This is a genomic window from Streptococcus sp. IsoGale022 (genome assembly GCF_031142805.1).
In the GTDB taxonomy this organism is placed as follows: domain Bacteria; phylum Bacillota; class Bacilli; order Lactobacillales; family Streptococcaceae; genus Streptococcus; species Streptococcus sanguinis_A.
The window spans coordinates 36,930-63,836 of the sequence record NZ_JAKZJI010000005.1 but is presented as its reverse complement, the minus strand read 5'-3'; the positions used below and the strand labels follow the sequence as shown (position 1 = coordinate 63,836).

General features: G+C 41.7%; 27 protein-coding genes. 1 reads left to right on the top strand and 26 read right to left on the bottom strand.

Features of this window, described 5'->3' with window-relative positions; all coding sequences use genetic code 11:
• Positions 1-7 precede the first annotated feature (7 nt).
• The 18 genes from RG608_RS04080 to pbp2a all read right to left on the bottom strand — a co-directional run bounded on the left by RG608_RS04080 (position 8) and on the right by pbp2a (position 17,303).
• Positions 8-1,831: a VirD4-like conjugal transfer protein, CD1115 family gene (locus tag RG608_RS04080; RefSeq protein WP_308946573.1), complete on the bottom strand. Its 1,824-nt coding sequence runs from the start codon at positions 1,829-1,831 to the stop codon at positions 8-10.
• A complete protein-coding gene (locus RG608_RS04075; protein WP_308946572.1) occupies positions 1,828-2,364 on the bottom strand; it encodes a hypothetical protein in 537 nt (178 codons plus the stop codon). Before RG608_RS04075 ends, RG608_RS04080 begins: the two co-directional genes overlap by 4 nt.
• A 44-nt stretch (positions 2,365-2,408) precedes the next feature.
• Positions 2,409-3,119 (bottom strand): LPXTG cell wall anchor domain-containing protein, encoded by a 711-nt coding sequence (locus RG608_RS04070; RefSeq protein ID WP_308946571.1) that lies wholly within the window; start codon positions 3,117-3,119, stop codon positions 2,409-2,411.
• 46 nt (positions 3,120-3,165) lie between these two features.
• Positions 3,166-3,975 (bottom strand): hypothetical protein, encoded by an 810-nt coding sequence (locus RG608_RS04065; RefSeq protein ID WP_308946570.1) that lies wholly within the window; start codon positions 3,973-3,975, stop codon positions 3,166-3,168.
• Entirely contained in the window at positions 3,975-4,220 is a 246-nt protein-coding gene (locus RG608_RS04060; protein ID WP_308946569.1) for a hypothetical protein, read from the bottom strand. Before RG608_RS04060 ends, RG608_RS04065 begins: the two co-directional genes overlap by 1 nt.
• 15 nt (positions 4,221-4,235) lie before the next feature.
• The gene (locus RG608_RS04055; protein ID WP_308946568.1) at positions 4,236-4,901 is read right to left on the bottom strand and encodes a hypothetical protein; all 666 of its coding nucleotides are present in this window, start codon (positions 4,899-4,901) and stop codon (positions 4,236-4,238) included.
• The gene (locus RG608_RS04050; RefSeq protein WP_308946567.1) at positions 4,898-5,497 is read right to left on the bottom strand and encodes a hypothetical protein; all 600 of its coding nucleotides are present in this window, start codon (positions 5,495-5,497) and stop codon (positions 4,898-4,900) included. The genes RG608_RS04055 and RG608_RS04050 overlap by 4 nt, the downstream gene beginning before the upstream one ends.
• Before the next feature lie 15 nt (positions 5,498-5,512).
• Positions 5,513-8,224: a phage tail tip lysozyme gene (locus tag RG608_RS04045; protein ID WP_308946566.1), complete on the bottom strand. Its 2,712-nt coding sequence runs from the start codon at positions 8,222-8,224 to the stop codon at positions 5,513-5,515.
• Positions 8,225-8,243: 19 nt separating this feature from the next.
• Complete coding sequence (locus tag RG608_RS04040; protein WP_308946565.1) at positions 8,244-10,631, bottom strand: VirB4-like conjugal transfer ATPase, CD1110 family; 2,388 nt, start codon at positions 10,629-10,631, stop codon at positions 8,244-8,246.
• Positions 10,576-10,968, bottom strand: a complete 393-nt coding sequence (locus RG608_RS04035; RefSeq protein WP_008809883.1) for a hypothetical protein — start codon at positions 10,966-10,968, stop codon at positions 10,576-10,578. The genes RG608_RS04040 and RG608_RS04035 overlap by 56 nt, the downstream gene beginning before the upstream one ends.
• A gap of 42 nt (positions 10,969-11,010) precedes the next feature.
• Positions 11,011-11,469 carry a hypothetical protein gene (locus tag RG608_RS04030; protein ID WP_308946564.1) on the bottom strand — a complete coding sequence of 153 codons (459 nt, stop codon included), beginning with the start codon at positions 11,467-11,469 and terminating at the stop codon, positions 11,011-11,013.
• A gap of 41 nt (positions 11,470-11,510) precedes the next feature.
• On the bottom strand, positions 11,511-12,263 hold the full coding sequence (locus RG608_RS04025; protein ID WP_308946563.1) for a type IV secretion system protein: 753 nt from the start codon (positions 12,261-12,263) through the stop codon (positions 11,511-11,513).
• 17 nt (positions 12,264-12,280) lie between these two features.
• Complete coding sequence (locus RG608_RS04020) at positions 12,281-12,505, bottom strand: hypothetical protein (protein ID WP_002905332.1); 225 nt, start codon at positions 12,503-12,505, stop codon at positions 12,281-12,283.
• Between the two features lie 18 nt (positions 12,506-12,523).
• Entirely contained in the window at positions 12,524-12,826 is a 303-nt protein-coding gene (locus RG608_RS04015) for a hypothetical protein (protein ID WP_125438610.1), read from the bottom strand.
• A 316-nt stretch (positions 12,827-13,142) separates the two neighbouring features.
• Positions 13,143-13,454: a hypothetical protein gene (locus RG608_RS04010; RefSeq protein WP_308946562.1), complete on the bottom strand. Its 312-nt coding sequence runs from the start codon at positions 13,452-13,454 to the stop codon at positions 13,143-13,145.
• 371 nt (positions 13,455-13,825) lie between these two features.
• Complete coding sequence (locus tag RG608_RS04005; protein WP_308946561.1) at positions 13,826-14,770, bottom strand: replication initiator protein A; 945 nt, start codon at positions 14,768-14,770, stop codon at positions 13,826-13,828.
• Between the two features lie 2 nt (positions 14,771-14,772).
• Positions 14,773-14,952 carry a hypothetical protein gene (locus RG608_RS04000; protein ID WP_125348535.1) on the bottom strand — a complete coding sequence of 60 codons (180 nt, stop codon included), beginning with the start codon at positions 14,950-14,952 and terminating at the stop codon, positions 14,773-14,775.
• A gap of 122 nt (positions 14,953-15,074) precedes the next feature.
• Positions 15,075-17,303: a penicillin-binding protein PBP2A gene (pbp2a, locus tag RG608_RS03995; RefSeq protein WP_268687709.1), complete on the bottom strand. Its 2,229-nt coding sequence runs from the start codon at positions 17,301-17,303 to the stop codon at positions 15,075-15,077.
• Positions 17,304-17,479: 176 nt separating this feature from the next.
• On the opposite strand from pbp2a, the gene RG608_RS03990 reads away from it, so the two are divergent.
• Positions 17,480-18,355 carry an RluA family pseudouridine synthase gene (locus tag RG608_RS03990; protein WP_268687710.1) on the top strand — a complete coding sequence of 292 codons (876 nt, stop codon included), beginning with the start codon at positions 17,480-17,482 and terminating at the stop codon, positions 18,353-18,355.
• 72 nt (positions 18,356-18,427) lie between these two features.
• Here RG608_RS03990 and RG608_RS03985 read toward each other — a convergent pair whose 3' ends face one another.
• The 8 genes from RG608_RS03985 to RG608_RS03950 all read right to left on the bottom strand — a co-directional run bounded on the left by RG608_RS03985 (position 18,428) and on the right by RG608_RS03950 (position 26,899).
• Positions 18,428-19,402 (bottom strand): acyltransferase, encoded by a 975-nt coding sequence (locus RG608_RS03985; RefSeq protein ID WP_268687711.1) that lies wholly within the window; start codon positions 19,400-19,402, stop codon positions 18,428-18,430.
• Positions 19,403-19,555: 153 nt separating this feature from the next.
• Entirely contained in the window at positions 19,556-20,965 is a 1,410-nt protein-coding gene (locus tag RG608_RS03980; protein WP_032906216.1) for a flippase, read from the bottom strand.
• A gap of 10 nt (positions 20,966-20,975) precedes the next feature.
• Entirely contained in the window at positions 20,976-22,061 is a 1,086-nt protein-coding gene (locus tag RG608_RS03975; protein WP_308946560.1) for an NAD-dependent epimerase/dehydratase family protein, read from the bottom strand.
• Positions 22,042-22,764 carry a 2-C-methyl-D-erythritol 4-phosphate cytidylyltransferase gene (ispD, locus tag RG608_RS03970; protein ID WP_268687713.1) on the bottom strand — a complete coding sequence of 241 codons (723 nt, stop codon included), beginning with the start codon at positions 22,762-22,764 and terminating at the stop codon, positions 22,042-22,044. The genes RG608_RS03975 and ispD overlap by 20 nt, the downstream gene beginning before the upstream one ends.
• Complete coding sequence (locus tag RG608_RS03965) at positions 22,761-24,086, bottom strand: O-antigen polymerase (protein ID WP_268687714.1); 1,326 nt, start codon at positions 24,084-24,086, stop codon at positions 22,761-22,763. Before RG608_RS03965 ends, ispD begins: the two co-directional genes overlap by 4 nt.
• The gene (locus RG608_RS03960) at positions 24,086-25,009 is read right to left on the bottom strand and encodes a phosphorylcholine transferase LicD (RefSeq protein ID WP_002907804.1); all 924 of its coding nucleotides are present in this window, start codon (positions 25,007-25,009) and stop codon (positions 24,086-24,088) included. Before RG608_RS03960 ends, RG608_RS03965 begins: the two co-directional genes overlap by 1 nt.
• Positions 25,010-25,014: 5 nt before the next feature.
• On the bottom strand, positions 25,015-25,974 hold the full coding sequence (locus tag RG608_RS03955) for a glycosyltransferase family 2 protein (protein WP_268687715.1): 960 nt from the start codon (positions 25,972-25,974) through the stop codon (positions 25,015-25,017).
• 91 nt (positions 25,975-26,065) lie between these two features.
• Complete coding sequence (locus RG608_RS03950; protein ID WP_308946559.1) at positions 26,066-26,899, bottom strand: glycosyltransferase; 834 nt, start codon at positions 26,897-26,899, stop codon at positions 26,066-26,068.
• Positions 26,900-26,907 lie beyond the last annotated feature (8 nt).

Genomic DNA, 26,907 nt, shown 5'->3' with positions numbered 1-26,907 from the left:
TTCCTTTCTAAGCACTCAGCTCCCATGGCAGAGCGATTTCTTCTAGTTCTTTCACGCTGATCTCTACCTGGTGGCTTTTCTCGACGTTCTCAAACCATTCATCGATGTCTGACATGTACCTCTTATAAGTGTACCAGTTATCATCTGTCGGACCATTGGAAAGCTGATCTGCGTTTGAAAAATCTGAAACCCTAGCTTTTTTATCTCTCAGAACATTTTGCTTAGCCAGAAATACCAAGGCTTCATCTCCTCCTATTCTGGCAACTTCGTCAGGAGTCATCAGCTTGCGGCCAGTTTGTGAGGTACTTTCACTAGAAGAACCCTGTTGACCAAAACTTTTAGATTGGTTCCGAACAGTGACCGTCTGTGTTCCAGTCCGATCAGAGAAAAACTTCAAGGTATCTGAGTCATTAGAACCAAGATAAACCAAAGTACCACTGTTATTAATCAGGGTTTGAGTATCTTCTTTTCCATACAGCGCCTCTGCCTGACTTTTAGATTGGAAAATTGGATCAAACGACATCAAGCGGCTTCGTCCTGTTGAGTAAATCTGAACGAAACCAGGAATTTTCCCAACTTGAGCAATCTCGTCCGCTATTGTCCGATGAGGAATCAGAGTTCGTTTCTTATCAAGACCTTTGATGATGGCATCTGCGGATCTAAACATCACCTTAAAAGCGGTTGAAAACAATAAGGCAGAGATAAAAGCAAAGGCCTTATTATCTTCTGGAATATTAATAAACGCCACTGTCTTTCTAGTATTCCAAGTCTCCATTTCCAAATTGTCTTCTGCAATAATATTCCGGACAGCTTCATGGTCAAAGACTGAAAACAGGGCTGTAACAATGTAGACAACTGAGTCTCTTGTACGACCCTTAGCGCCTTCATTGAAAGACACCCATTGCTTGTAAGCATAGTTATTCGGCAGTTCTTCATTCAGTTGCTCCATCATCATTTCAAAAGGACTTTCAATATCTGGATCCTTACGATTGATATTCCGGAGCAAATCGGCTATCTGAGTTAAATTGGGCATGTATTTCTTTAGGACAAGCCCATCAAAATATAAGTAACCAATCAGCGTACGGACTAAGTGTGTTTTAGCTTGCTCCCAAAAATCTTCTCCGTCATGCTTTGTTTTTTTCAATGCTGCAATAACAGTCTCTGCCACCCAGTCAATGTCTAGCTCATTCTCCATATATTGGTAAACATTAAACCTGTTAGAATTTGAAAAGTTAATCAGATCAAATACCTTAATTACATAACCAGCATTTTCAAACATTTTTCCTGTTTCATGAACCAGCAATCCTTTTGTATCCGTTACTAAATACGAAGCATTGAGTTGCTGCAGGTTTGGCTTTACGTAATTATAGGTTTTTCCCGTTCCTGGAGGCCCTTGAACCCAGACGTTTTTATTCATTTGATACTGATATGGCAACCGTCTATCATAAAGGCCTATTTTTGCGTTTTTAGAAAGGATAAGATTTTTATCCTCATCTGTATCCGCATAGGGGATCAACTCCTCAATCGTCGCAAAGCGAGCCGAACCATGTTCCTCTCCAAATCGATAATTCCCCCAATCCCGACGTCGGGAAAAGAAGAAAAGAACAGCCATGACACCGACAAGACCAGCCATCAATGAGGAAGAGGTGAACTGGACATCGATAGGAAATTTCTCAGTCCAATGTTCAGTCATCCATTCCAGGCGGGCCAAACCAAAATCATCGTTAATGGCCGTATCTGGAGACATCTCAAAAAGTTTGGCCAGCCAGTGTAGGCAATAAAATAAAATCCCTGCTGCGATGACATACGGCATTGGTTTTCGTTCAGTCATTTGCTAACCTCCTTACTTGGGCTTGCTTTGGTAATCTTTGGTGCTTTCTGAACTGCTGCTTGGATTTTCACCTGCTCTTGAACCTTGAAATGAGTGATTTTTTCCTCAAGGTTCATGTTTTCAGGACTCTTCAGCAATTCCTGATTGAGCTTCTTAGTCTCCTGAGGACTGGTCAAGTCGGTCAGGAACTGTTCATAGGCTTTTTTGACTAGTTCCTTATTTTTGACCTCAAAAGCCAACATTACTCGATTATCTTTCAGGTTCTGAGTGGCAAAACCGATTTTGTACTCTTCCAGATAAGCCTTGAGCTTATCCAAGTTGACCTCATTGTTTAAGAAGGTTTTCACTTCCTTAGCACTATCACTGGCTATGAACTGGTTCCATCGAGTTTCCGCACCGTACCGTTGCCGTTTCATGTACTTCTGCCCCTGGTCGTTCATATACTCAACCATATAAGCGAGCATCTTCAGCAGCATCTCTCCAGTTAATTTTGACGCATCTTTCACCTGAAAAATGGTTCTTTCCTGCTCCATTAGCTAATGCTCCTTTCTTTGTAAATAGAAACAGCAGCATCCTCTTAGATGCTGCCGTTTTTCTTCTGCTTCTTGTGAAGAACAAGACCAACCAAGCCCAAGGCTGCCGCTCCCAGGAAGCTCATAAGGGGGCTGTCAGATGTCCCGGTATCTGGCAGTCGATCTAGAGTTTGCTCGCTCTCCTTTTGTTCAGTAGTTTTCTCTGCCGTTTTTGAGGACTGAATTTGGCTTTTTGGAGTGATAACTACTTCCTCTGCAGGCTTTTCAGAAGATGCGGGAACATCAATGATTGGCTGCTCCTCTGCAGGCTCTGTCGAAGCGCTAGAGCGAACAATAGGAGTCACTGGAGCACTAGGATTAGTTGCTGCAGGAGTTTGGCCGGTTTGGCTTGATTGCTCTACTTCTTTAGGCTGACTGGGTTCTGTCGGCGTTTCTGGAGTCTTTGGTTGCGTTGGCTCTTCAGGAAGTGGACGAACCGGATCCGTCGGTTGGCTTGGCTGGACTGGAGCCACAGGCTCTGTCGGCTGCACTGGTTTTGTCTCTTCTGTTTCCCCTGGAGTTACTGGATCAGCTGGAGCTGGCTCCACTGGATTAGTTGTTGCAGGTACGGTCGGAATAACTGGCTGACTTGGTTCTGTTGGAGATACAATACCTGGCTTCTCTCCAGCTGGAGCGATGATTTCATCTGCCAAAACAGCTTGATTTAAAGCTAATGAAGTGAGTAATAAAGTTGAGTAAATAGTTGTTTTTTTCATGATTGATTTTCCTTTTTTATTGTTGATGTTTAGATAATGTATTGGTTTATCCTGGATAGAGACTTTCAGTCGGCTGGCTAGTAACAAGCCAACCAAAGCGACTGTCTTTGTCCGCCACAACATCAAATGTCAAGCGGACTAGACGGATACTGTTCTCTTGATTGACATAGAGAACATAGGTCACCTCGTAGCCCTTGCCTTTAGGTTTGATGGCCTCAAAGACAGTAGATTGTAGCTGACCATCTTTGACCTCAATTTTCTTCTGCATATCCGCATTGAGATATTGCTGAACCTGCTCCTTATCATTGGCAAAGAGAGTGGCCACAAAATAACGGCCAAAGACATCTACCTTAGACGTTGCGTTCTGCAGATCGGAGAGAGTGCTGATCTCTTTCTTTAGGTCTGCAATCTGATTTTTCATCTGCTTGTTTTGACCGCCTAAAACAGTTGTATAGCCGCCTAAAAGAAGAACTAGGAGAAGAACCGGCGCTAAGACTTTAAGAGTGCTGAGAGGGCTTCTAGGAGCTTCTGAAGTAGTCTTTGAGGTAGCTTTCCGTTCTACATCAGACTGAGAAGCGGATTTTCCCAGCTTAAGGAAAGAAGGAAACTTCTTTTTTTGAGCTGTCTGAACGAAGCCAAACTCCTGCAGCAATTCCTCTACTGTTTCTACAAATGGCAAGCTGACCCGCTTCTTCTGCAGGATTTCCCCTTCTTCTGTTACCTGCATCAAGGTCAGGTCCGCTTCATGTTCCAAACTCTTCACTTTTGCATTTTCCTGCTCCAGAAAGCCCAACAGCTGATCTCGACTAGGAAATTGCTGCTGGCTCCCTCCAGCTACATTCTGAGCTAAAAACATCAGCTCTCACCGCCTTCCTCTGACTTCCCATTGTCATCCAGTAGGAGGCCTTTCAAATCGTCCAGAGAAGTATTGGACTGACTGAGTAGAGCTGTCACATACTCAGCTTTTGCTTGAGTTGCAGCCTGCTCAATATCTTTTTCTTTTTTCTTGAGCTCGATTTGCTGCTTTTGTACCTTGATTTTCTCTTGTTCCAGGCGCTGGAGCTTCTTCTCCAGATCCTGAATAGATTTCTTTTTCACCATGTTATTTGTTCCTTTCTATTCTTGTTTGTTACTTGACTCGCTTGTTTCTTCTGAGGAGCTAGAGGAGCTTTCTGAGTCCTCCTTCAAGGATCCATAATCAGGATAACTACTAGATGTCCCTGTATTGGACGTGAGAAGCATCTGCTCCTTATTATTGAGTAAGAACTTGCCATTTTGTTTACTGTAGGTTAGTTTGAGTGTCGTTTCGTTGCCTACATTAGTTTGGGCTTTATCATAATTGTTTTTCTTATTTAGGAGCGTATTGCTATATCTCACCTGAGCAATAGCCGTTAGGTTCTCCTGATCAATATAAATCTGAGCGCTCTGGAAAACATAGTCCACAACATAGCCCTTATAGGCTTGATTAACGGCCTTATCTTCCTGGTTAACCTCTGATGTATAGAGACCTTTCGTCATGAAAGGACGATACCGTTCCCGGTTTTCCTCTAGATCTTTTTTGGTAAAGTAAGCCACCAAAAATTCCTTGACTTGCTTCTGGCTTAATTCTCCCTTTTGGTTTGTTACGGTCTGTTCCTTTTGGCTAGTAGTCATTTTCGTTTTACCAGAGGTATCAACTGTTTTATTCCTACCTCCAATACCGTACCCGATCAGAAAAAGAATGACTGCAGCAACAACCAAAACCATTCTCTGAAATTTTTTAGACTGCTTTATATCTATCATTCCTGATTCTCCTCTACATTCATCTTGTTTAAATCAATTACTCCTGGCGCATATTCATCTTGCTTTTGACCGCTTTCTGATATGGGATTAAGATTGACAATCTCAATTTTATCAACCAACCATTTGCCCTCAGTCTGTTTATAGGTCAGTTTTAGACTATAATTAGCCGTTGAGGTGATCTTCTTTTGCTTTTCATTCTCTTTCAACTGGTTGACACTATCAAATTGATAGCTTACCGTTGCAAAGACAACTGGTTCCTCAGAACCAAAATAGAGTTTTGCAGACTTATATTGATAGTTCTGCATATAGGACGTATAGGCTTGGAAAGCTGGATTTTCTTCCTTGCCTATTTCTTCCTGATAAGCTCCTTTAGTTAGATAGGGCTGATAATCCTTTCGATTGGAACCAACTTTATCCTTATTGAAATATGCTTCTAAGAAATCTGTGACCTGCTCTTCTCGTAGACTGTTATCTAAATTATTGCTGGTTCTTTTAGACGGGCCTTTCAGAAAAAAACTTAGAATAAGCAAGAAAAATAGAACTATTCCAGCCAGTGCGGCCCAAACTAACATCTTAACTTTCTTTTCATCAATCATATTTTACCTTTCTAATTATTGATTTACTTTTATCTGCTGACTTTGAACCAGTGGGCTTCCTCCAGTTATCAGGAAGGACGGATCCGGACTGGCTGCTGTACCAATCGCTGGAGTCGGGCTAATTTCTAGATGAACGTGATAGATCGTTGTCATTCCAGAATTACCCAATAGTGCGATTTGTTGACCAGCCTTGACTTCTGTACCAGGCGCCAAGTTCGGTTGCTCCTTCAAATGACCGTAATATAAATACTGATCAGTTCCTTCTGGGATAATTGTAATTTGATATCCACCGACTGCAGAGAAGCCTGTATTGTAGACTTTCCCGTTTGTAATGGAATAGACTGGTACATCTGCAGGAAGTGCTGCCGTCCCATATTGAACGCTTAACGGTGCCAGATCGACACCTGTATGCTTCCCACCAGATGGCCCGTAAAGACCACCACCGGCTCCTGATGACCACGGTGTGAAGCCATACGGCTGCATGACCCAATAATCTGTATTAAAAATTGGAGCGTATTTGCCGTTTGGTTTGATAAAGGAAGCTCCTCCGCTTCCACCACCTTCCAAATAAGAAAGGACCTGCTTAGCACTATCTTGACGCTGGAGCAGTTTATCTCCAGGGTTCCCTTCCCAATACACAAGAAATTCTTTGGTTAATTTTTCGACATCATCGTTACTCTCACTGATACGGTTCACTGTCTCAATGTAATAAGGACTATCACCCTCAAACATAAATTGGATTTGCAACTCCAAATTATGCCATTTTTTATTACTATTTTTCGCAAAATCTAAAAGCAAAGTGTGTCGAGTAGAGCCGTCTTTTGTATCCGTCCACTGACCCAGACCAAGGCCACGACGTAGGATATTGTCATAGCCACCACCGTAAATGCTTGGCCCGCTCATTGAAAGCCAAGCTTCATCATCCCAGGATCCGTCGGAGGCACCAATAGGCGGGTTAAGGTAATCTCCCTCAGCTCGTTTGGAAGTGATATTACTCTCCGTTAGAAAATTTCCCATAATAGCTGCAGCACCATTCTTAGTGATATTAGGTTTATACTGCTTTAAAAGTTTGTATGTTTCTTGAACCCTCTGAGCAACATCCCCAGAAAATTCAATATTAGAAAGGACTGAGGTTGTTTGATTATATTTTACCTTCTCAAAGTAAAATCCAGGGTTGACCCATATCCATTCATCCTTTTTATCTTTATCGCCGTATCGACGATATTTCCGATAAAAGAACTCCTGGCCGCCCTGGCTGGATACTGTCCCCAATTCCTGACCGGCCGAAACCTGCTCACCATCCTTGACTCGAATTCCATTGACTTTCTTGTAAGTCAATTCTCTGCTAGAGCTAGTGATGAGCACATCATTTCCTTTTATTTTAATTTTACCACCGAAGGCCGCTCTTAAAGATTGCCCTTGACTGATCTGCATCACCGTTCCGTTATACATCTTATCCTTAGGATCATATCCAAAGCGTCGAGTAATAAGGAGTGGGCTATCATGTCCATCTTCTGCAGAACTATAGAAAGGGTTCTCTAGTTCCTGATAAGCCATATAACGGCCCAACTCGTCCGATTGTTTCAGAAGCTCTTCATACTCTTTCAAGGCTTTTTCCCCAAGATAGTAGGTAGTAGCTTGCTCATTGGTATACAAATCTTTCATAGTCTCCAGTTTCTGAGGATCATCATTGAGACCATGCCAGATCTGGCGCAGCAAATCTTTGTAGGTGCGTTGTTCGCTGGTATCTTTCCGAGTGGCCGATGGATTAGTCCTGTTTTTCAAGCTATCACTGCCGTCATCATAAATATCTGACAGCTTATAGTTCTTATAACGGTAATTCATGTAAAAGACCACATCATCAATATTGGACCAGTAGTCCACTTTGTCGTTAGAAGCGTTCCGATCCAATTCTGTCAGATAGATCCATGATTGATTTAATTCCCATTCATCCTGCTGGACTGGGCTTGGATTTCCTAAAAAGATAGCGAAAAAGAGGATAAGAAAAAAGCCTACGATATAGGCTTTAAGTGACAATGGATTTTTCAAAATCACCTGCAGGGGCTTTGTTAGGAAATTCAAAACTTTTCCTGTTCCTCGCACAGACTTACCGGCTTTAGAAAATTTAAGTCGGTGACGAAAAGCCCTGAGCCGTTTGGCTGCTTTGACTTCCCATCGTTCCCCAGCAACTGTTCGAGTAAATCCTCGACCCCGCAATAGGTTATAACCTCGGTTTACGAGGCCATAAGATCCTTTCACTAGCCCTTTTGAAACAGTCTTGCTTGACTTGGCGAGCTGCTTGCTCTGCTGAAGGCTTGCATGGATGCCCCTGATTTTTTGACGAGCATCTGCGATATCTTCTAAGGTATCATTCCCTTGCCAGGCCGCCTCACCCATCCTACCGAGAACTCGGTGTCCACCTCGAGCTAGCTTTTCCTTTTTCGTGCCACCTACTCGGTTATAAGCCGCTCTTTGAGCCTGCTTATCTACCTTCAAGTTGTGTTTGGCTTGATGAAGTTTTTCTCTACTGTCAGCTGTGCTTTGCTTAGCTTTGACCGTCGCTTTATGCTCAGTCTTAGCTTCTTTTAAGCACTGTTTACTTTCCTGAACAGCGCTCTTGGCTTGTTTCAAACCCTGGCGCTTACTCAGTTCATTATGCTCAGAAACCTTCTGGCTGGCTTCTCGTTTGATTTTCCCCCTTTCTGACCAGGGTTCTTTTTCTGCCATTCTCTAGCTCCTTTCTAATTTATGCCACTACTGCATCTGTCTGTGTCAGTTCATAAAGCTTAGTCTCTTTAGGTATCTTGTTTTCAAACGGGACGACAGTTTCTCCAGCTAAAATCAAGCCACTACCTTTTTCTTTTGGTCTCTTGATATAACGTAGCATTGCATCAGGAATATCTACCACGTCTCGCAGAGCCTCGATGTCCTGTTCTCTCATCTTAAGTAAGATGAAAAACTCTGTATTGGACATGAGATTTCTTCCTTCCTCCCATGCTAGGATAGTTCCTGGGTTTTGGGTAATGCCAGTTGGAATAGCACCGTACTTCCGGATCCGTGCCCATAGCTCAGCAAAGAAAGCAGCATCTGTCTGGTTACGGAAGGTTAGATGCAGTTCGTCCCAATAGAGCCGGATAGTTTCCTTTCCTTGGTACTTAATCACCTGTTGCCAAATGAAATCTTGCAGCACCAAGAGAGCAAAAGGTTTGAGCTTCTTATCCGACCCCTTGAGATTGAAAACAACCAATCGATTATCTAAATTGACATTCGTTTTATAAGAAAATAGGTTCAAGCTCCCTTTGGCATATGGTTCTGATCGTGTAGCCAGCTGCTGTGCAGCATCCTCAGGCTGTTCTAAAAGAATATCATGCCAATTCGCTAGAGTCGGTTCTGAGTAGCGCTCATAGACCAACTTTGTAACCCGGTCAATAATTCCAATATCTTCATCAGTAACCTCTTTAAGAATAGACTCAAAGAGAGCCATAAGAAGATTGGCCTTATCGGCCACACTGTCAATTTCTTCATCATTCTCGTTAAATAAGACCTGATCTGTCTGGGTCAAGCCCATCAGGTTGATATGGCTATCTGACTTTGGAGATAGGTTAATCACCTGACCTCCAAAAGCCTCTGCAATATCTGTGTATTCATTTTCCGGATCCACTATGATAAAGCGATCCTTAAGATACTTTAAATAAGCCGGAATGACTTCAGTTGTTTTAGTTGTCATCCCTTTCCCTGACCCCGTCGTTCCGATAATCAATCCATTCGCAGCGTTGAGGTCTCTCTGACGGTCCAAAGTAATCAAATTTTTTGACAACTGGTTTTGCCCATAATAAAGAGCTCTTTGACTGTCAGACTGCAGATCCACATTAGTAAACGGAACCTGCGTCACTACGTTGGATGTCGTAAAAGGGCGCATAAACTCCTTTTTGACTTCCAGGAAGGGCTTGCCAATCGGAAGAATGGTATTGAGACCATTTTCTTGATGATAATAGGTTTCTTCCAAGTCCACACCAAGCTTGCGGCCAGCTGCCTGTACTTTCTTGGTGCTTTGTTGCAGCTCTTCCAGGCTGTCTGCCACAAAGTAAACCGTGATAACCCCATTGAAAATTTTCTGATCCTCATTGACCTTATCTTTCCACTTCTGAGTCGTCTCACTAGCTTCCACAGCTCTTCCAGAAACAGCTAACCCTGGGTCAATTCCAACCTGGAATCCTTCCTTCTGACTACGGACCATTTCCTCTTGAGCCACTGACTGCTCATTAGATAGTTCTTTTCCTACTTCCCCTAATTCTCGAGGAGCAACATGAATTGAGACAGCCAGCTCTATACCAATATCACAAAAACTCTTGATAAGCTTATCGGATAAGAAGTTCGGATAATCTCGGACATAGAGGACCTTAGCGAATTGTTCATCAATCTTCATAAAGTTTTCATGAAACTCAATCCGATTGGGAACAATAAAGTTTTTAGCTGCTAAACCAGACAAGGCAATGTCTTTGTAGGTGTAAGCAAAATAAGGCTGTTGTCTGAGTAGGAAGTTAAAGATCCCCAGCCGCTCTATACCTGAGAGCTTCTTCAGGCTAATATTCATCGCCTGCAATTCATTTTCTACCAGGGTTCCCATTTCCTGAAGTTGAGTGTCTGCGAGGTTCTTCTCATAGGCCTCTGTGGCCAAGGTGATATACTTCTCCACCTTGAAGTTTTTGGCATCCAAAGAAAATCGATCCTGAATAATATCATTATATTCATCTCGGTAGATATCGTTACAATCTCCTGCAGGCTCATAGAGAACCTTGCGGACTGTCTGATTGTCCACCCGTCTATTGATCACCAGGAGCTGAAAATTATCTCCAGCATCCAGAGAGTTCAGTGCCTCTCCATAGCTGTCAATAATATCCAACTTGTCCTCTGTGCTAGCCGTTGTATAGGCAACATCTCCCAGCCGGTATGTTCGGGAATACCAGTTTTCTGCAATGTGCATGATTCCAGTCTCAAACTGACTGGTAAAGTAAATACTGTTCTGTGTTGAAGGCTTCCTTTTAAATTCCTTACGCAAACGAATTTGACGGCTACGTTCAGTAGCCGTCTGGACCGTCCGCTTCCTGAACGGAAGCTGATTGAGTAAACTCATAGTGTCTTGTCTCCTCTCCTCCATATTCAGTCATATAAGACCGTTTTTGATTGATTAACTGAAAGATTAAACGCTCTTTCAGAATTTTGTTTTTCTTAGTTCCATACAAAAAACAAGGACCAATAATAATTCCAGTTACTAAATAGTTAAATACATCTGGGAAGCCTAGCCAATTCAACAAAACTCCCAGAGCTACACCTAAGACAATCCCACCAGTCATAACTAGCTGTCTTAGAGTTCGTCTTAAAAAAACAGGGCGCTCATAGTCCCCAAATTCCTTAAGAAATTCACTGCCTAATTTTTCCAAACCAAAACCTCTCATTCTGTTTTTTAGCACAATAAAAACACCTTACTGTCTGCAAAGTGTTTTCTGTCAGTTCTAGTCAATCTCGCCTTTATATTGTAAAGCCGTTCCAATCAGGGATAAAATCCCTGCTATAATCACTATTATTGTAGTGATGTTGTCATTAATCGATGTTGGAGTTGATTGGAAAGGTCTATACTGATCTAATATAACAACCCGATAAACCCCATCAAGAAACCAACACATCACCCACAATCCTAAGCCCATAAAAAACCAATTTTTCAGGAAGGAAAGAATGAAAAAAGGAGCCTTGAGAATCCAAAGCAATACCCGAAGCACAATAAATCCTGCCCTAGCTAGCAACTGACCTAATCGGGAAACAAACTTCTTCCAGCTAAAAACAGTTGCTTTAGCAGTCTGCTCAAAATGATCCGGCTGAAAATTCTGTTCCAGAAACTCTGTCCGCTCTTCTTCCGAGGCTTGACTTAACGCTTGATTAAGATTTTTAACTGCTTTTTCTAATTCTGTTGCCATCTTCTCACCCCTCCCCTTTTTTATTATTATAGCACAATTTACTAGGAAGTTCCGAATAATTTTTTAGACTGTTGCTGGGTTTTCCAAATTGTAAATATAAAAACAAGTAATTTAAAAATCCCAGCAAAAGCAATATCCGCACCAGCTTTACCAGTTGAAACCTTAAAGAGATCGTCTGTTACAAAAGCAGAATAAATAGCAACTACAATGAATAATACAATTCCTTGAAAAGCTGCAGCTGCAAATTGCTTCAGTAGATTCTTGGCCATATCTCTAGTGCTATCAGCCATCCAGAAAGCAATGATTAGTGGGGCAATTGCTTTGAGTATATACATTTCAAAGGCTCTCATAAAAATAATCATTTTTATAGAGACACTAGAAACAGCTTCCGATAGCCAACTTATTAGCCCTAAGAAATTCTTTAAAACCCAACCATCTACTCCATCTGTTTTTACAGATCCTTTAAAAGCAATAATTGATATTATCTTGCTTAAACCACTTAATATATAACTAAAAAGTTCTGCAATACCATCAAAAATAGTCGCAGAATAAGTGACAAGAATAAAAGCAAATAAAAACTTCACAGCTAATTCTGCAAAGAGGCCACTATTCAAGCCGCCTCCCTCCCGTTTCAAATATCGATACCAAGAATCCAACTCAATTAGAAACATTACAGCAATAATTAATTGTGCAGCTTTCATACTAGAAGAGTTAATAAGAGTTGACATCTCATTAACTTTAGGTGCATATTCAGCGAGGCTCTGGGTCAATTCTTTAACTTGATCAACGTCCATATCTGCCTCCTTTAGTTTTATCCAAGAGCAGCAATTTGATTAGCTACATAGGTCATTACAATTGTTCCTCCAGCAATCATCATGCCACCATAAATCATGCTATTTTGTCCTTGAAGTCGTTCATTAGGACTATTAGAACTTTTACCTGCAGCGTATGTCTGCCATCCTTCTGCAATAAACAATGCTCCGCCAATGTTAATTCCAATACCTAAAAAACGAATGATTGTTGTGAAAATTTCCATTATTTTATTCTCCTTGTATTATTTCTTATAGCCCTGCCCTGTCAGCTGTAGGGAGGTTTTACGTTGTTTTAATTTCCTAGCGACCAATACTGGTCCAACCTTGATAGTTCGGATCTGACTAAGCAGTTTAGCAGTGTAGGGTAAAACCACATCCACTTCTTGTACCTGACCAGCAATGATACCAAAACGACGTTGTGTAGCAAATTTTGCACCAAGAGCAATTTCCTCTCCTGATTCCAGTCGAGCAGTTGCTCCGCCGTATTTGCCCATCTTTTTTAGGTCAGAGATGGTAACTGACTTTATATCATTTTTTTCAGTCATGGTTAATCCCCCTTCTGAAAACTTGCTGATTTACAGCTTGCTGAGGCAGTGCGTAACTGCCTTCCGTGTTTCTTACGCAGGGTTATTTTAGTCTAGTAAACCCTAAAACTCCTTTGCCTTACGGGACAAGTCAACCGTGGCTTTGCGTCATGTGACCGACACTAGATATCCTTTTCTAGTTACTCGCCGCCCCTATTTTTCTTTTATGTCTAGGTCACGCTAATCAGGACAGCGGGGGTATTCAATTTTCAAGGAACTAGAAGCAGTTTAGAGACTTACTTAGGTCAAGTATTAAAATCTACGAAAAAAGATTTAATCAGTACAACTGCTCAGATATTATTTGAAAGCCATTGGTCATAAGGTTGTATACTGTAGCTCCAACAACAAATGAAATGATTATAAAAGTTGCAGATTCCACACATTCTTTTCTTTTTTGCTTTTCCTCTGGGGTATTTGCTGGCATCGTAATAAAAGCAATTCCAACAACAAGCAATATAACCAAAGCTATTACGAGAGCTACTTTAGCATTCTTCACAGAATATAAAACAGTAGCAAACAAAGCTGGGCCAGCTATAAAGCCAATGACATAGTCTAATCTCTTATGAAAAAACTTAAATATTTTAATCATGATGCACCTTGTTTCTCATATTTTTGATTACCCAGACGAGACCTAAAATGAAAGAATAGAAACTAACCGCAATGAAAATGTATATATTTTCAAAATTTTTAACTATCACGAATGGTAAGAAATTTTGTTTCGGTGTTACTGGTATTTCAGTAAACAAAGCCAACGTATTCCAAATTATCCAGAACAAGCTACCTAACGAGATGAAAAATACTAGGATTAGCATGGTAAGCAGCCAGGGAATCAATAAAAATACTGCGAGATCTGATAGGCTAAAACCTTTTTCTTTTTTGTTTTCGTTGCTATTCATCTCTATCTCCTTCCTTCGCTTGATAGCCTACAATTTGAGGACACATTGTTCTTTGTCTATATCCTCACCCTCCATACCTCAGTTCAGCATTTCTATGAGCTGCTATTTTAGCCTCCAGCCTACGCCCTTCCTTGAGGTTCTCCAGGCATTTCAGCAGATAAGCGAGGGGCTGTTCTGTATCAAAGGGCATGCGCTCGATAGTATCCAGGATCTCCTGACTGGTCATATATCCATCAGCCAGAAACTGACCAATCAGCATTTTCTGACGATGAGTTAGATTGTAAATCTCACGTCGGTTATAATCATAGGCAAATTTGTCATTGTAACTATCTGCAATTACCTGCAGCAACGAGTAGTATTCTGGCTGGATATATTTCTCCTCAGATTTTTTTTGAATAGATAGACTATCAGCCCCAGCCTTTCTAGAACTATCAATATTATTTTTATTCTCACTCTGTTTAATCTCACTAGATTTATTCTTACTTGAGTCGGATTTCCCGACTTCTTGAAGTCGATTTTCCCGACCTCTTGAAGTCGATTTTTCCGACTTCTTGAAGTCGGTTTTTCCGACTTCAGGCGATTTTACTGGATTTTCAGACTGTTTTTTCTGTTCAAAATCCATATTCAGAAGTTCTATACGAGTTTCAACGTTCTTAACGTAAATCCGGTTAGCCTTCTTCAAACCTTGCCGGACCTCATCAATAAGGTCATATTTGATAAGCTGTTTTTTGAGTGACATTACTTTGTCACGTTTCCAACCAAGATCCTCAACCAGCTCCTCGATAGGATAATAGATAAAGACATCTTGATTATCATCAACAAAACGCATATCGCCTTTTCTAGCATTCTCAATCGAAGCCCCCATACGATCCCTAAGTAACATAAACATCATTTTGGCTTCTGATTTTAACTTGCTGTAATATTTTGAACCAATCATCACTTTTGGTAATTGATAAAAACTTTCACTGCCTAGACCTTGAGCTAGGGATATTCTTCCGTTATCAACCATTATTACAGCGCCTCCTCTCGAAGCATCACTCCGCCTGCAGTTGGAAACTTAATTAGGTTTGCAGCTTCTAGCTCCTTGAGAGAAGCCACTACTTTCGCCCGTGACCAGCCAGTTAATTCCATACATTCCATAATCACCATATTTCTGGATTGTCTTTGTTTAGGATGTCCTTTTTTATTCATAAGCAAATGCTCCTTTTCTTTGAACAACAAAAAACGAGGAAATGATTTCTCATTTCCTCGTCAATTTCTTATTCAATTTTTCACTTTCTCAAAACTCTAGACACTTACAGCGCTTTTAAATCCTATTGAAACCAGCTGGTAACAGTATCCCAGAGATTCTTAGCTTTCTCAGGAATTCCAGTGTCATCAATTGCTTTCTTGGCTTCATCCACCAGATTTTGAGCACGGTCCTGAACATCCTGCAGGAAGTCTTTATTTTCGGTTGTAGTACCCGTTTCCTCGGTACCATAGGTGTCCACAGGGGCAATGCCGTTGGCAGCATAGGCATTCTTCTGCCCTTCAAAGGAAGTTCCTTCTGTATATGGCAGGATGCTATTAGCAACATTTCGGAAAACCGCCGAGGCTTCATTTGCGCTGGTCCCAGTCAGATAGTGGGTCTCATCAGTTTTTGGAAAGCCTAGCCACTGGCTGATGACCACATCTGGCGTATAACCAATAACCCATTGGTCACCAGATAGATCTGGGTTAAAGTCCGTTTCAGTCGTACCGGTTTTACCAGCCATAGTGTAGCCATAAGGAGCCGCATAGATACCTGTACCGTTCGAGAAGGTCCCCAGCATCATGCTGTTCATCTTGTCAGTAGTTGAACCATTGAGAACCCGAGTAGAGGTTTGGCGATGGGTCTTGACGACCTGACCACTGGCATTTTCAATTTTTGTAATGAGATGGGCATCATTCATCACGCCGCCGTTGGCAAAGACTGAGTAGGCCTGAGCCATTTGCAACGGATTGGTCGTGACTCCGCCTCCTAGGGCTACTCCCAAAGTCTTATCAACCTTGTCCATATTCAGACCAAACTTTTTCCCGTATTCAAAGGCCTTGTTGATTCCCAGTTCGTCCACAGTTGAAACAGCCGGAATGTTCAGAGATTCTGCCAAGGCTTGATACATAGGAACTGTAGGTGAACTTTGGATATTGCCATAGTTGTTGATGGTATAGTCGCCAAAGGTGGTTCTGGTATTATCCAGCTCCTTATCTGTCGGCCAACCAGCAGCAACGGCCGGACTGTATGCAACCAAGGGCTTGATAGTAGAGCCGGGACTACGAGAAGACTGGGTTGCATAGTTGAAACTTCTGAAGCTCGAGCCTTCTGCACTATTGACTCGTCCAACTAATGCCCGGACACCGCCAGTTTTTGGATCCAAGGCAACACTGCCTGATTCAGCCATAGTACCATCTTCTGCTACAGGAAAGAGAGAGACATTGCTGTAAATAACCTGCATGCTGGCTTGGTAGTTCTGATCCAGTTCAGTATAAATGCGATAGCCATTATTAACAATCTCTTCTTCTGTCAAGCCGTAGTCATTGACTGCTTCATTGATGACCGCATCGAAATAGGATGGATAGCGGTAGTCTTCTGACTTACCAGCATAAGCATCAACTAGCTGGCCGCCAATTCCTACAGCGGCTGCCTGATCGGCCGTCCCCTGATCAATAAAGCCTGCAGCAACCATATTTTGCAGCACCGTATTACGGCGATTGGTCGCATTTTCAACTGAGTACAGCGGATTGTAGATCTCCGGTCCCTTGAGCATACCGGCCAAAACAGCCGACTGATCCAGACTAAGCTGGCTAGCCGAAACTCCGAAATATTTCTTAGAGGCATCCTCCACACCCCAGACCCCATTTCCAAAATAGGAATTATTGAGGTACATGGTCAGGATTTCCTGCTTGCTGTATTTCTTATTGATTTCCAGAGCCAGGAAAAATTCCTTGGCCTTCCGCTCGATGGTCTGGTCCTGAGACAGATAGGCATTCTTGGCCAGCTGCTGGGTAATGGTAGAACCCCCACCCGAGCGACCGGCTGTCAGGATAGCTAGGATAAAACGACTGTAGTTAATCCCGCCATTCTCATAGAAAGTCCGGTCCTCTGTCGCGATAACAGCATTTTGCAGGTCTTGACTAATCTCAGTCAGCTCAACATAGGTCCCTTTCTGACCAGACAGACTTCCTGCTTCATTACCATCCTTGTCAAAGATGAGCGTGGTAGCTTTGAGGGCGTTCTGCAAATCCTTGACATTGGTCGTCTTAGCCACATAAAAGAGATAGCCACCGACCACCAGACCAAAGGTCAAGCCTAGAATCAGGAATATCTTGGTCAGGTGAAACCTGCGCCAAAAACGGCGGATAGGGTGCTGAGAGAGAGCTTTCTTCTTGGTCTTGCCCGAACGGCTGAGACCAGACTTAGCCTGCTCTTCTGTCAGCTCTACCTCCTCTGCTGCTTCTTTTTGAGGTTTCTGTATAGTAAAATAATCTACTAATTTTTCAAATAAATCTTTTAAATTCTTCATAAATCTTATTTTATCACCTTATTTAGGTGCAGACAAGAAAGTACCCTATTTCCCGTCTGATTTTTAGTTATTTTTAAGAAAAAGAGTATATTAAATAGCCTTTTAAAAGCCTCTGCAGCAAGTCTTATCCGACACTGCCTATTTTCAAAGTTCTGGCTTTCTGCTACAATAAATGTATGAAATTTACACTGACTATCCCAGATGGACTGCCTGCCATGACAGTCAAAGAGCTGCTGGAAGAACAATTTCTCATTCCGCGAAAAATTCGGCACTTTCTGCGGACCAAAAAACATGTGTCTGTCAACGGTCTAGCTATCAACTGGCAGACTGTAGTCAAACCTGGAGATGATATCCGCCTGATATTTGATGAAGAGGATTATCCTCAAAAGACAATCTTGCTTGGAAATGGCGAACTCGTAGAAGAGCTCTACCAGGACCAGCATCTCATCATCGTCAATAAACCAGAGGGGATGAAAACCCACGCCAATGAACCAACAGAGCTAGCCCTGCTTAATCATGTTTCTGCCTATGTTGGTGAGACCTGTTATGTCGTTCACCGGCTGGATAAAGAAACCAGCGGTGCTGTCCTCTTTGCCAAGAACCCCTTTGTCCTGCCCATCCTCAATCAGCTGCTGGAAAAGCGAGAAATCAGCCGTGAATATTGGGCTTTGGTCCAAGGCAAGTTCCCAAGCAAAAAGCTTATCTATAAAGACAAGATTGGCCGCGACCGTCATGACCGCAGAAAACGGCTGGTCGACCCCCGAAAAGGACTCTATGCAGAGACCCATGTAACTAGGGTCAAGCAATTTGGGCAGGCTGCCTTGGTCAAATGCCAACTCAAGACTGGCCGAACCCATCAGATCCGTGTTCATCTCGCTCACCACGGACACCCACTTATCGGTGACCCCCTTTATCATCCGCAGCCCAAAGGGCGGCTTATGCTCCACGCCCATCGGCTGACCTTCACCCACCCTTTTACGCTAGAAAAAATAACAGTCGAAGCCCGCTCTGACAATTTTGAAAAAGTATTGAACAGTCTGAACCCCAGATAGACCAAGAAAAGCAACAGTATTCTGTTGCTTTTAGTTTGGAGTCAAAGCGAGGATAAGCTATGACAGCTTACATCACTGAGCCGGAAGCGCACTGATAAGCCTGGGCCTGATGGCTTTCTGAAAAGCTATGCTCAGCAAGTAAGACAGTAAGAAAATAATAAAAAAGCCAAAACTGTAAATGGTATTCCGAGGCATTATCGACCTGAAAATGAAGATAATAAAAGGATGAATGATATAAATCATGGTAGCATATCTCTTAGCGATATTATTCAAAATCGGAATATCAATATCGGACCCATTTCTTACCGCATAGAAGAAAATTGCACTGGATGAAAAAAGAGTGCTGGGATAGAGGTCATATTCCGTACCCATGAAACAATACTCAAGCAGAATCAAGCCTGCTATTCCCAAACCAATCGCCCATTTCCTGACAGACGACAAGTCGTAGGCTAAAATCCGATCCCGATGCTTGGCAAACTGCATCCCTAGAATGAAAAAGGGAAGACCCATAAACAGGAAGTTGCGATAGTAAAATTCGCTATCTGTATTGAACTCAATACAAAAGGCCAGGATCAACAAGAACAATGACACACCCAAGCTAGTTAAGCGGTGAAAATGCTTATAAAAAACCAAATAAAGCGTGTAGATATAAGAAATAGCCAGCAAATACCATGTCGGTGTAGCAGCTGAGCCAATCAAGTCTCTGGGACTGTTAAAAAGGAAAAAGTCCGCAAAATCAGATAGGTCTATAGCTGCCATCTTTTCTGTTAACTCTCTGGTCAGCACTAGGTTGACAAAATGCACAATCGTGTAAAATAGGAGACTGGCAGCTGTCAAAAGGAGCATCTGCTTGAGACGATACTTAACCTTATCTCTGGAAATATTAAAGGAAAAATAGCCCGACAGCATCATGAAAAAGGGAACTGCAAAGCGGGCCACAATTTGATAAAAAACGCCAAATTGCCCCGGCAGCAGAAAGTGTAAGGAAACAATACTAAAGCAAGCTAGGGCCTTGAAAGCGTGCAAAGTTGTGTTTTCAGTCTTCATGCAGACATTATAGCATGTTTATTATTACAGCTCATCAAGACCAGATTACACGCCCATTAAAAAACATATCAATTGATGACAGTTGAGTGCATATAAAAAGCCCAGACAGGGCTTAGTATTTAGATTGTTAAACTATTTATAATTTCTCAAGCATCAACGAGTCCGCAATTGTTGGAGCAGGCCTTTCAAACTTTGGTATTTGTATATACTGTAGGTCAGATAGACAAATCCATAGGCTGCTGCAGCAAGATAAACTGATAAAAACCAATTCGAAGCAATAAATACAAGCGTCATTAGCAACTCAACCCAGATATCTTTGACGACCTCAATCTGCATCCTCTTGGCTAAGATTAGCTCTGCCAATATACTCCTAGTCGCAAGCAACAGCACGATAGACAGCACTGTAGCATTCAGATTGCGCAGAAAAACTGCAAAAATCAAGGTAGTAGCGAAACTTAAGAGCATGGCAATTACATTTACTTTAAAAATCTGCCTCTCCATTCGTAAGGCTTTTAAGTAGGTATTGATAAGCAGAGCCATTTTTCCCTCGTAGACAGACATAGGAAAGACTAGAGCCATAAATATCAAAGACTCTCTGTAAGCCGGCAGCCAGCTGTCCAAAGCTATTTTCAGGGGATAATACAACAAAAGCACTCCAAACATAAGAACCATAAGGACATTCCGCAACTGATTATAAATCTTAGGCAACTTGCTTTCGTTCGTCCGTTTCAAAATCGGAAAGATGACCAAACCGATAGCGTTGATAAAGGTCATAAGCAGATTGGAAATACTCAGAGTCAAAGATACTTTCCCAAATGTAGCAATGTTCCATACCTTTTGAATCCCCATTCGAACCGTTCCTATAATGAGCATACTGGCTACATTTGATAGCATCAGATTGATACCAACAGCAATATTGCGAACCGTTTCCTTTATATCAAGCTTAAACTGATTGAGGGGTCGCAGGGCCATATCTCGGCACAGATACATGGCATAAAAAAGAGAAACAACTCTACCAATCAAATCTGCATAGACCATAATCTTGAAATCTCGAAAACCCACGAAAATAAAGACCAGTAAAAGCAGTAAATAGAGGAGTCGGTCTCCACTAACAACATAGGAACTTTCCTTTAGTCGATTAGTCATCTGCAGAACGTAAACAAAGAGAAAACGCAGATTGGTGACCAACGTGGTATAAACCAAAAGTGTAAAAACAAACTGACTGCTCTCATCTCTAATAAAGGCAGAAATCCCTAATAAAAATAAAATTCCAATCCCTGTCAGATAGATCAAAAGCATGAGAAACTGAGAGAAAAACTTTTCTTTATCCAGATCAGCATACTCCAAACCACCGTAGCGAAGGTAAATTCCGTCCACCCAACCCAGATGAACAAAACCGGCATAAGATAAATAAAAAATATAGAGTTGCCAGTATCCATACTCCTCTACACCCATGATCTTAGGCAAAATCAAGACAACCAGAGAAGAAACTATTACTGTCAGCAAATTGGACAAGACAACATAGGAAAAATTAGCTACTATTTTTTTAAATCCACCAGACAAATTTTCCCTCCTATTTCTTCCTATCTGCTGCCATGCTCTCAATCAAACGTAAAAACATGGTTTCTAAATCAGTATGAGCATGCCAGCCTAAACTCTCAATCTTGTCCGTATTGAGACGAATCTTAACTGTCGGATTATATCCTAGCTTTTCCACATCCTCTGCCAAATCAAAGACCAACTTCGATTCATTGCTACCGCTTAGTTCAATAACCATTTCCGCCATCTCACGGATAGAAATAGCCGTCTCTTTATTGGCGACATTATATGCTTGACCTGCTTGGCCTTTCAGCAGAATGTAAAAAATAGCTTCAATGGCATCTTTGGTATAGCAGTAGTTCCGAACAGTTTCCCCTTTAGTCCGGAGAACAATATCTCTCTTTTCAAGGATAGCACGCGCAAACTGCGCAAAAACTCTGTTGTCCTCATAGCTCACACCTGGGCCAAAGGTTTGTGACAAACGAGCCATTTTCACTGGTACCTGATACTGATGACAATAGCCTACACACAAGGACTCTGCCATGCGCTTGCTTTCCGAATAACTGCTGCGGATACTGGTTGGATCCAAATAACCGTAATCTTTCTCGCTAATGCTAGAAGCATCAGGATTTGTCGTCCCATAGACTTCCAGAGAAGAGAGATAGACCATACTGTGAACCTGCTTATTTTTAGCCAGCTCCAGTAGTTTTTTCGTTCCATTTACGGCTAGATCAATTGTCTCCACAGGATGCTCAACGAAAAAAGAGGAGTCCGTCGCACTGGCTCCATGGATAATATAATCCAAATCCTCCTCTATCTGCCAATCTGACAGCAAGTCAGCATACACTAGCTTCAAATTCTCACTATGTAAAAAATCTTGAAATAGATCTTCCGCTTTTTTCTGATTTCGTGCCAAGGCCACTACTCTGACATTAGCTTGGTACAAATCATTTAAAGCCATCAAGGCGGAAATGCAGTGTCTGCCTATAAGTCCCGTTGCTCCGGTTACCAAGACTGTTACATTTCTCAGTTCTCTAAGAATAGGACTGACAGTAGCTAGGTCTTCCATATCCTTTTGTAAAATCGTATTATTTCCCATATTAACCAAAAATTTGTGCATTTTCACGCGCTTCGTAAATCGCTCTAAAGATATAAAAATCAGATGGAGTCGTAATTTTGATATTTTCACTGCCCCCCATGACTGTATGCAGAGGGAGACCAAAATAACGAGCCAGTGTCGCAGAATCCGTCATATCAAACTGATTCTCTGCCTGAGCTTTTAAATGCAGGGAGTGAATCTTCGAAAGCGCGAAGGTTTGAGGGGCGACAGCTGTCTGACAAGTGGAACGCTCAATAACCTGATTAATAACATCCGCCTCATCGACCTGAATAACCGTTTCGATAACCGGCTTAACCGTAATAGCTGCCCCATACTTTTTGGCTGTTTCAATATTTTTAGAAATAATTCCCCCGTCAATCAAGGGGCGAACACCATCATGAATCAACACATAGTCGTCATCGTTCTTGTACTTTTCCCGTAAGACAGATAGACCATTAAAAATAGACATTTGTCCAGTCTCTCCACCAGGAACCACTTGACTGACTTTCTTGATATTGAATCTGGCTAATAAATCTCTGCAGTAGTCCAGCCAGCCGTCTACACAGACAACCACAATGTCCGATACTGCCGGATGGTCTTCAAAGTGCTCAATCGTATGAATAATAATAGGCTTACCGTGCAACTCTAAAAACTGCTTGGGTAAGGTCTTGGTATTCATGCGGCTGCCTGTGCCGCCTGCGAATATCAGAGCTGATGTCGTCATACCGATACTTTCCTTCCTCTCGTTGTAAATCGTACTCTACTCAGTAAATCAGCTGCCATATAAATCACAAAAGCATAGATAATCCGATTGATATGGGTTGTCAGCAATGACAGCAATGTTTCCTGAAAGAATGAAATGACCAAAGGATACGCAAATAAAGCGAAAACAATAACCTTTAGCGGGGTGAAATAGCGTTTTTTGATAGAATAGTAGAAACTTCCGTAAAAGAAGCCATATAAAAGCTGAAAGATAAGGACTGAGAAATAGCCAAAATCCTTGATAAAGTAGTAATAAATTGTGTAAACATTGGTTTTATCGTCGTTGAAATGAACAACAGGCAAGAAAGGTGTCAGATCATGGCTAGACAGACCGAGGGATTTCAATGTTCCATAGATAGCAATAAGAGTATTTTCTCCAAAGACTTGATTATCGCTATAAAGAGTAGGATTTTTCAGATAATAGTCTAAAGCCTGAATGGGTGAACCCATATATTTAACCAAATTATCCAAAATTCCGAACTCTGCCCGACTATCCACTCGATTGAGAACAAAGGTTCCAACTGCCATAAATAAGACAAGGAATACAAAGCCAATTATCAGCAAAGAGCGAAAAAGCTTCACACCATACCTGCTGTCTCTCCACGAATAATACTTCGAGAAAAACAGCATATACACAATAGCATAGCCTGCAACCAAGCCCAGCAACTCCGTACGTCCGGTAGACAAGAGGGAAATACCTAAAGAAATCAGACTAACCAGCAATAACTTGCCCTTGTAAAAAATGCCATCTTTTCCCGAAAAAAGAGACTCGCAGAAAAAATAGAAGAAAACAATTCCTAAGGAAAAGTTAACCCGCAACAAATTGAGGCTAAGACGACTAAGAGAGAAATCATAATTTGTAGTCATATGCCGAGCCAATTCAATGGTTTTAAACAATCCCCCAGGTACCTGCTTACTCTGCGCCGCCAAGTAAAGCAAATCGGAATAAATAAACCTGACCGCATAAGCCAAAAATAAGAGAACTAAAATAATGAAAAAATTACTCACCTTTATTTGACTAGGTTTGGCGTCCAACTTCCTCTCAGCAAACAAATTCGATGACAAGAGGACTCCCATTAAAAAAATGGCATTTCCAACAAAGATAACAGTGACCGTTATCAGAGAAAGTCCCTCTCCCCATTTGGATGAATAAAATGCAGTAAAAATGCTTGCTATCATCCATATTGCCAGATATATAAAAGCCGGGTTAGCATAGTCTCTTCCTACTGTTTTGATTGTCAAAAACAATAGGAAAAGGCCTCCCAAAATTAGTAAAAAAACCATTATCTTCCTTCTATTAATTCAACCCAATTATCTCTCAGTCTGACATGACGTTCTGTCTGTTCTTTTCTTTCAGGCGGTGTCATGTAATCACCGTAGCGATTGGTCAGATACTTGTCCGCATCATTAGGTCCATCGAACTCATAGCCTTCAAAGGAATACTTCTTAGCTGGATAGAAACTTTCATAGTCGATTGTCTCTCCCAAATAACCTTTTACACCATAAGCAATTGTTATTTTTGAAGTCTTCTTATTAGACTGGATGAGTTTTTCCATCAACTTATACATATTGGCTGGCCCCATGATAAAAGAAGGGAAGCCTATCAGTCTTCTGATCCAAAGATTTTGTCTGAGTTCTTTGGATTCTTTAGCCATATAGGTCAGATGCGGAGTAAACTTCGTATAGCAGCGTGAGCTATTGTGTGATAAATCCAAGGCTCTGAATAGAAGACCCTTGAGCTTGCGAAGCATGTTATTCTCTGGGACAAAGTCAATTGGCAGCATATCAAGATAAAGATGTTTCTTTTTACTGAAACCTTCTCCCAAAACATCATAGTAGGTCAGTGACTTGCTCTGCAGCTTTAGAACCTTAAAGACACTGTCTGTCGCATCCGCAGGAGAAATCAACTCGAAGTCCTCGCTGTCCGCAAAGATTTCCTGCAGACGATTGTAGTCCTCTCGGAACATCACTAAGTCAATATCATCGTCCCAAGGGATATAGCCCCCATGTCGCAAAGAGCCAATCAAGGTCCCTGCAACCATGTAGGAATGAATATGATGCCGACGACACTCTGCATCAAATTTTTTATACATTTGTAAATAGGCTTTTTGTAAAACCTTTAATTTATCATCCGTAATTTTCTGATACATGGGGCTGAAGCGTTCTCCCAAAGCCAACTCCCATTCAATCTTACTGGTTCCTCTCATTTTTCTTACCTCCCAAACTTTTTCAATAATCTCCTAGCAACTCCATTCAGTGAATAGGTGTATACCAAATCACTGATGAAATCTTTTATTGTTCGATACTCCCTTATTTGAAACATCAGGCCCAAAGCCCAAAATGGATTTCTAGACTGTAATAATTTCAGTCTAAGATTGGTCAAGGCCAAAGCCCTAGCAAGCTGGCGATGAGCCGCCTCAGAAATCTGACGCTCTTCTGCGATTTTTTGCACGGACTCATAGCGACTGATGACCTTCTGTAAATAGTTAATCCTAGATAACCTTGTTTTATTAAAACTGAGCGACGACGCAGACTGGGTTACATTCGCCTGATGAATGCGATGCTGATCTAGAAGCTGGTCCAAGCAAACAACTTTTCCATACAATGGAGCCAGCATACCAAATAAAACATCATGATAATCAAATCCAGGATAATCCGTATACTGCTGCTGCAAAATATCCGTCAGTACCGACTTTCTAAAAGCTGTCTGATAACCTGACGGCCAATTTTTTAGAAGCCAAGCTAGATTTCTTTCTTGCCTTTCTCCTGAAACCCTGGGCTCCTTGATGACCTGACCATTTTGATCAATCAAGTAAGACTGGCCATACACCATAGCAGAACCTGTTTCTAACAGTACTTTCTGCAAGGCAGCTGTTTTATCAGGCAGCCATTTATCATCCTGATCAGCGAAAAAAACAATATCGTGCTCAGCCAAACTTGCTAATTTTATAAAAGTTCGATAATGGCCCAAATTTTCCTGATTTTCAATCAGCTGCCAATCAGTCAGTTGATGCTTGGTGATGTAGTCCTTGATTAGCGCCACTGTCCGATCTGTCGAACAGTCATCACAGATAATGACCTGATCAGGCTTCAGCTTTTGAGTGCGGATAGAGTCTAGTTGCTCCAAAATAAAATCCACCCCATTATAGGTCGCCATCACGACAGAAATCATTTCTCCCTCCTTCCTAAACTTTTCATCCTATATCCCCCTAACTTCTAGCTTTCTCCCTGTCTAAGCTAGATTGCTCTGTCTGTGAAGAAGATTACTTTCTTCTAAGCAGATACTTATAAATGAACGCTTTTATCCAAATAGGCGTTCCCACAAAAGCGCGAATCATCAACATATTTTGATAATATTGCCCTCGGTTCAACATACCATGTGACAGCAAAAAAGTATTGACTACTTTCCAGCTGGCAATCTGCTCTGTCTGGCTTCTTCTCGTATGCATGCCGTTTCCGACACGAGCATAAACCAAGACCCGATTAAGATTGGCGAAACGACAGCCCTGAGCAGCCATTCTCGCCCAAAGATAATAGTCTTCCACTAAAGGCAGGGGCTTGTAATTGCCCGCTTTTAAAACAGATGATTTCTTGAAAAATACCGTCATGTGACAGAAAGGATTTCTCCGCTGCAACCTTTTGATAATCTCTTCATGAGAAAGCGGCATTTGTTTCTCTGCCACTATTTGATCTGGTTCCGAATCAAATTCTATGATATTTCCCCCCAGAACATCTAACTGTGGATGCTGCTCAATATAGTCCACTTGTTGCTGAAAACGGTCCGGTGTCGCAATGTCATCTGTATCCATTCTAGCAATCCAGTCATAAGAACAAGCCTCAACTCCCCGATGCAAAGCTTCTCCCAATCCGACATTTTCCTTTAAGGGTAGAACTTTCATCTCTGGAAATGATTCCTTGAAATCTTGAATCGTCTGATAAAGCTCTTCTGTCAGCGGCCCATCCTCTACAAGGACAAGCTCATCTGGTTTGCGGCTCTGCTCTATAAGAACGCTATTTAGGCTCTTTCTTAAGAAATCTGGATTCTCCTTCTGATAGACAGACATCAATACCGAAAATTTCACTAACAATCCCCCCATTCATCCTA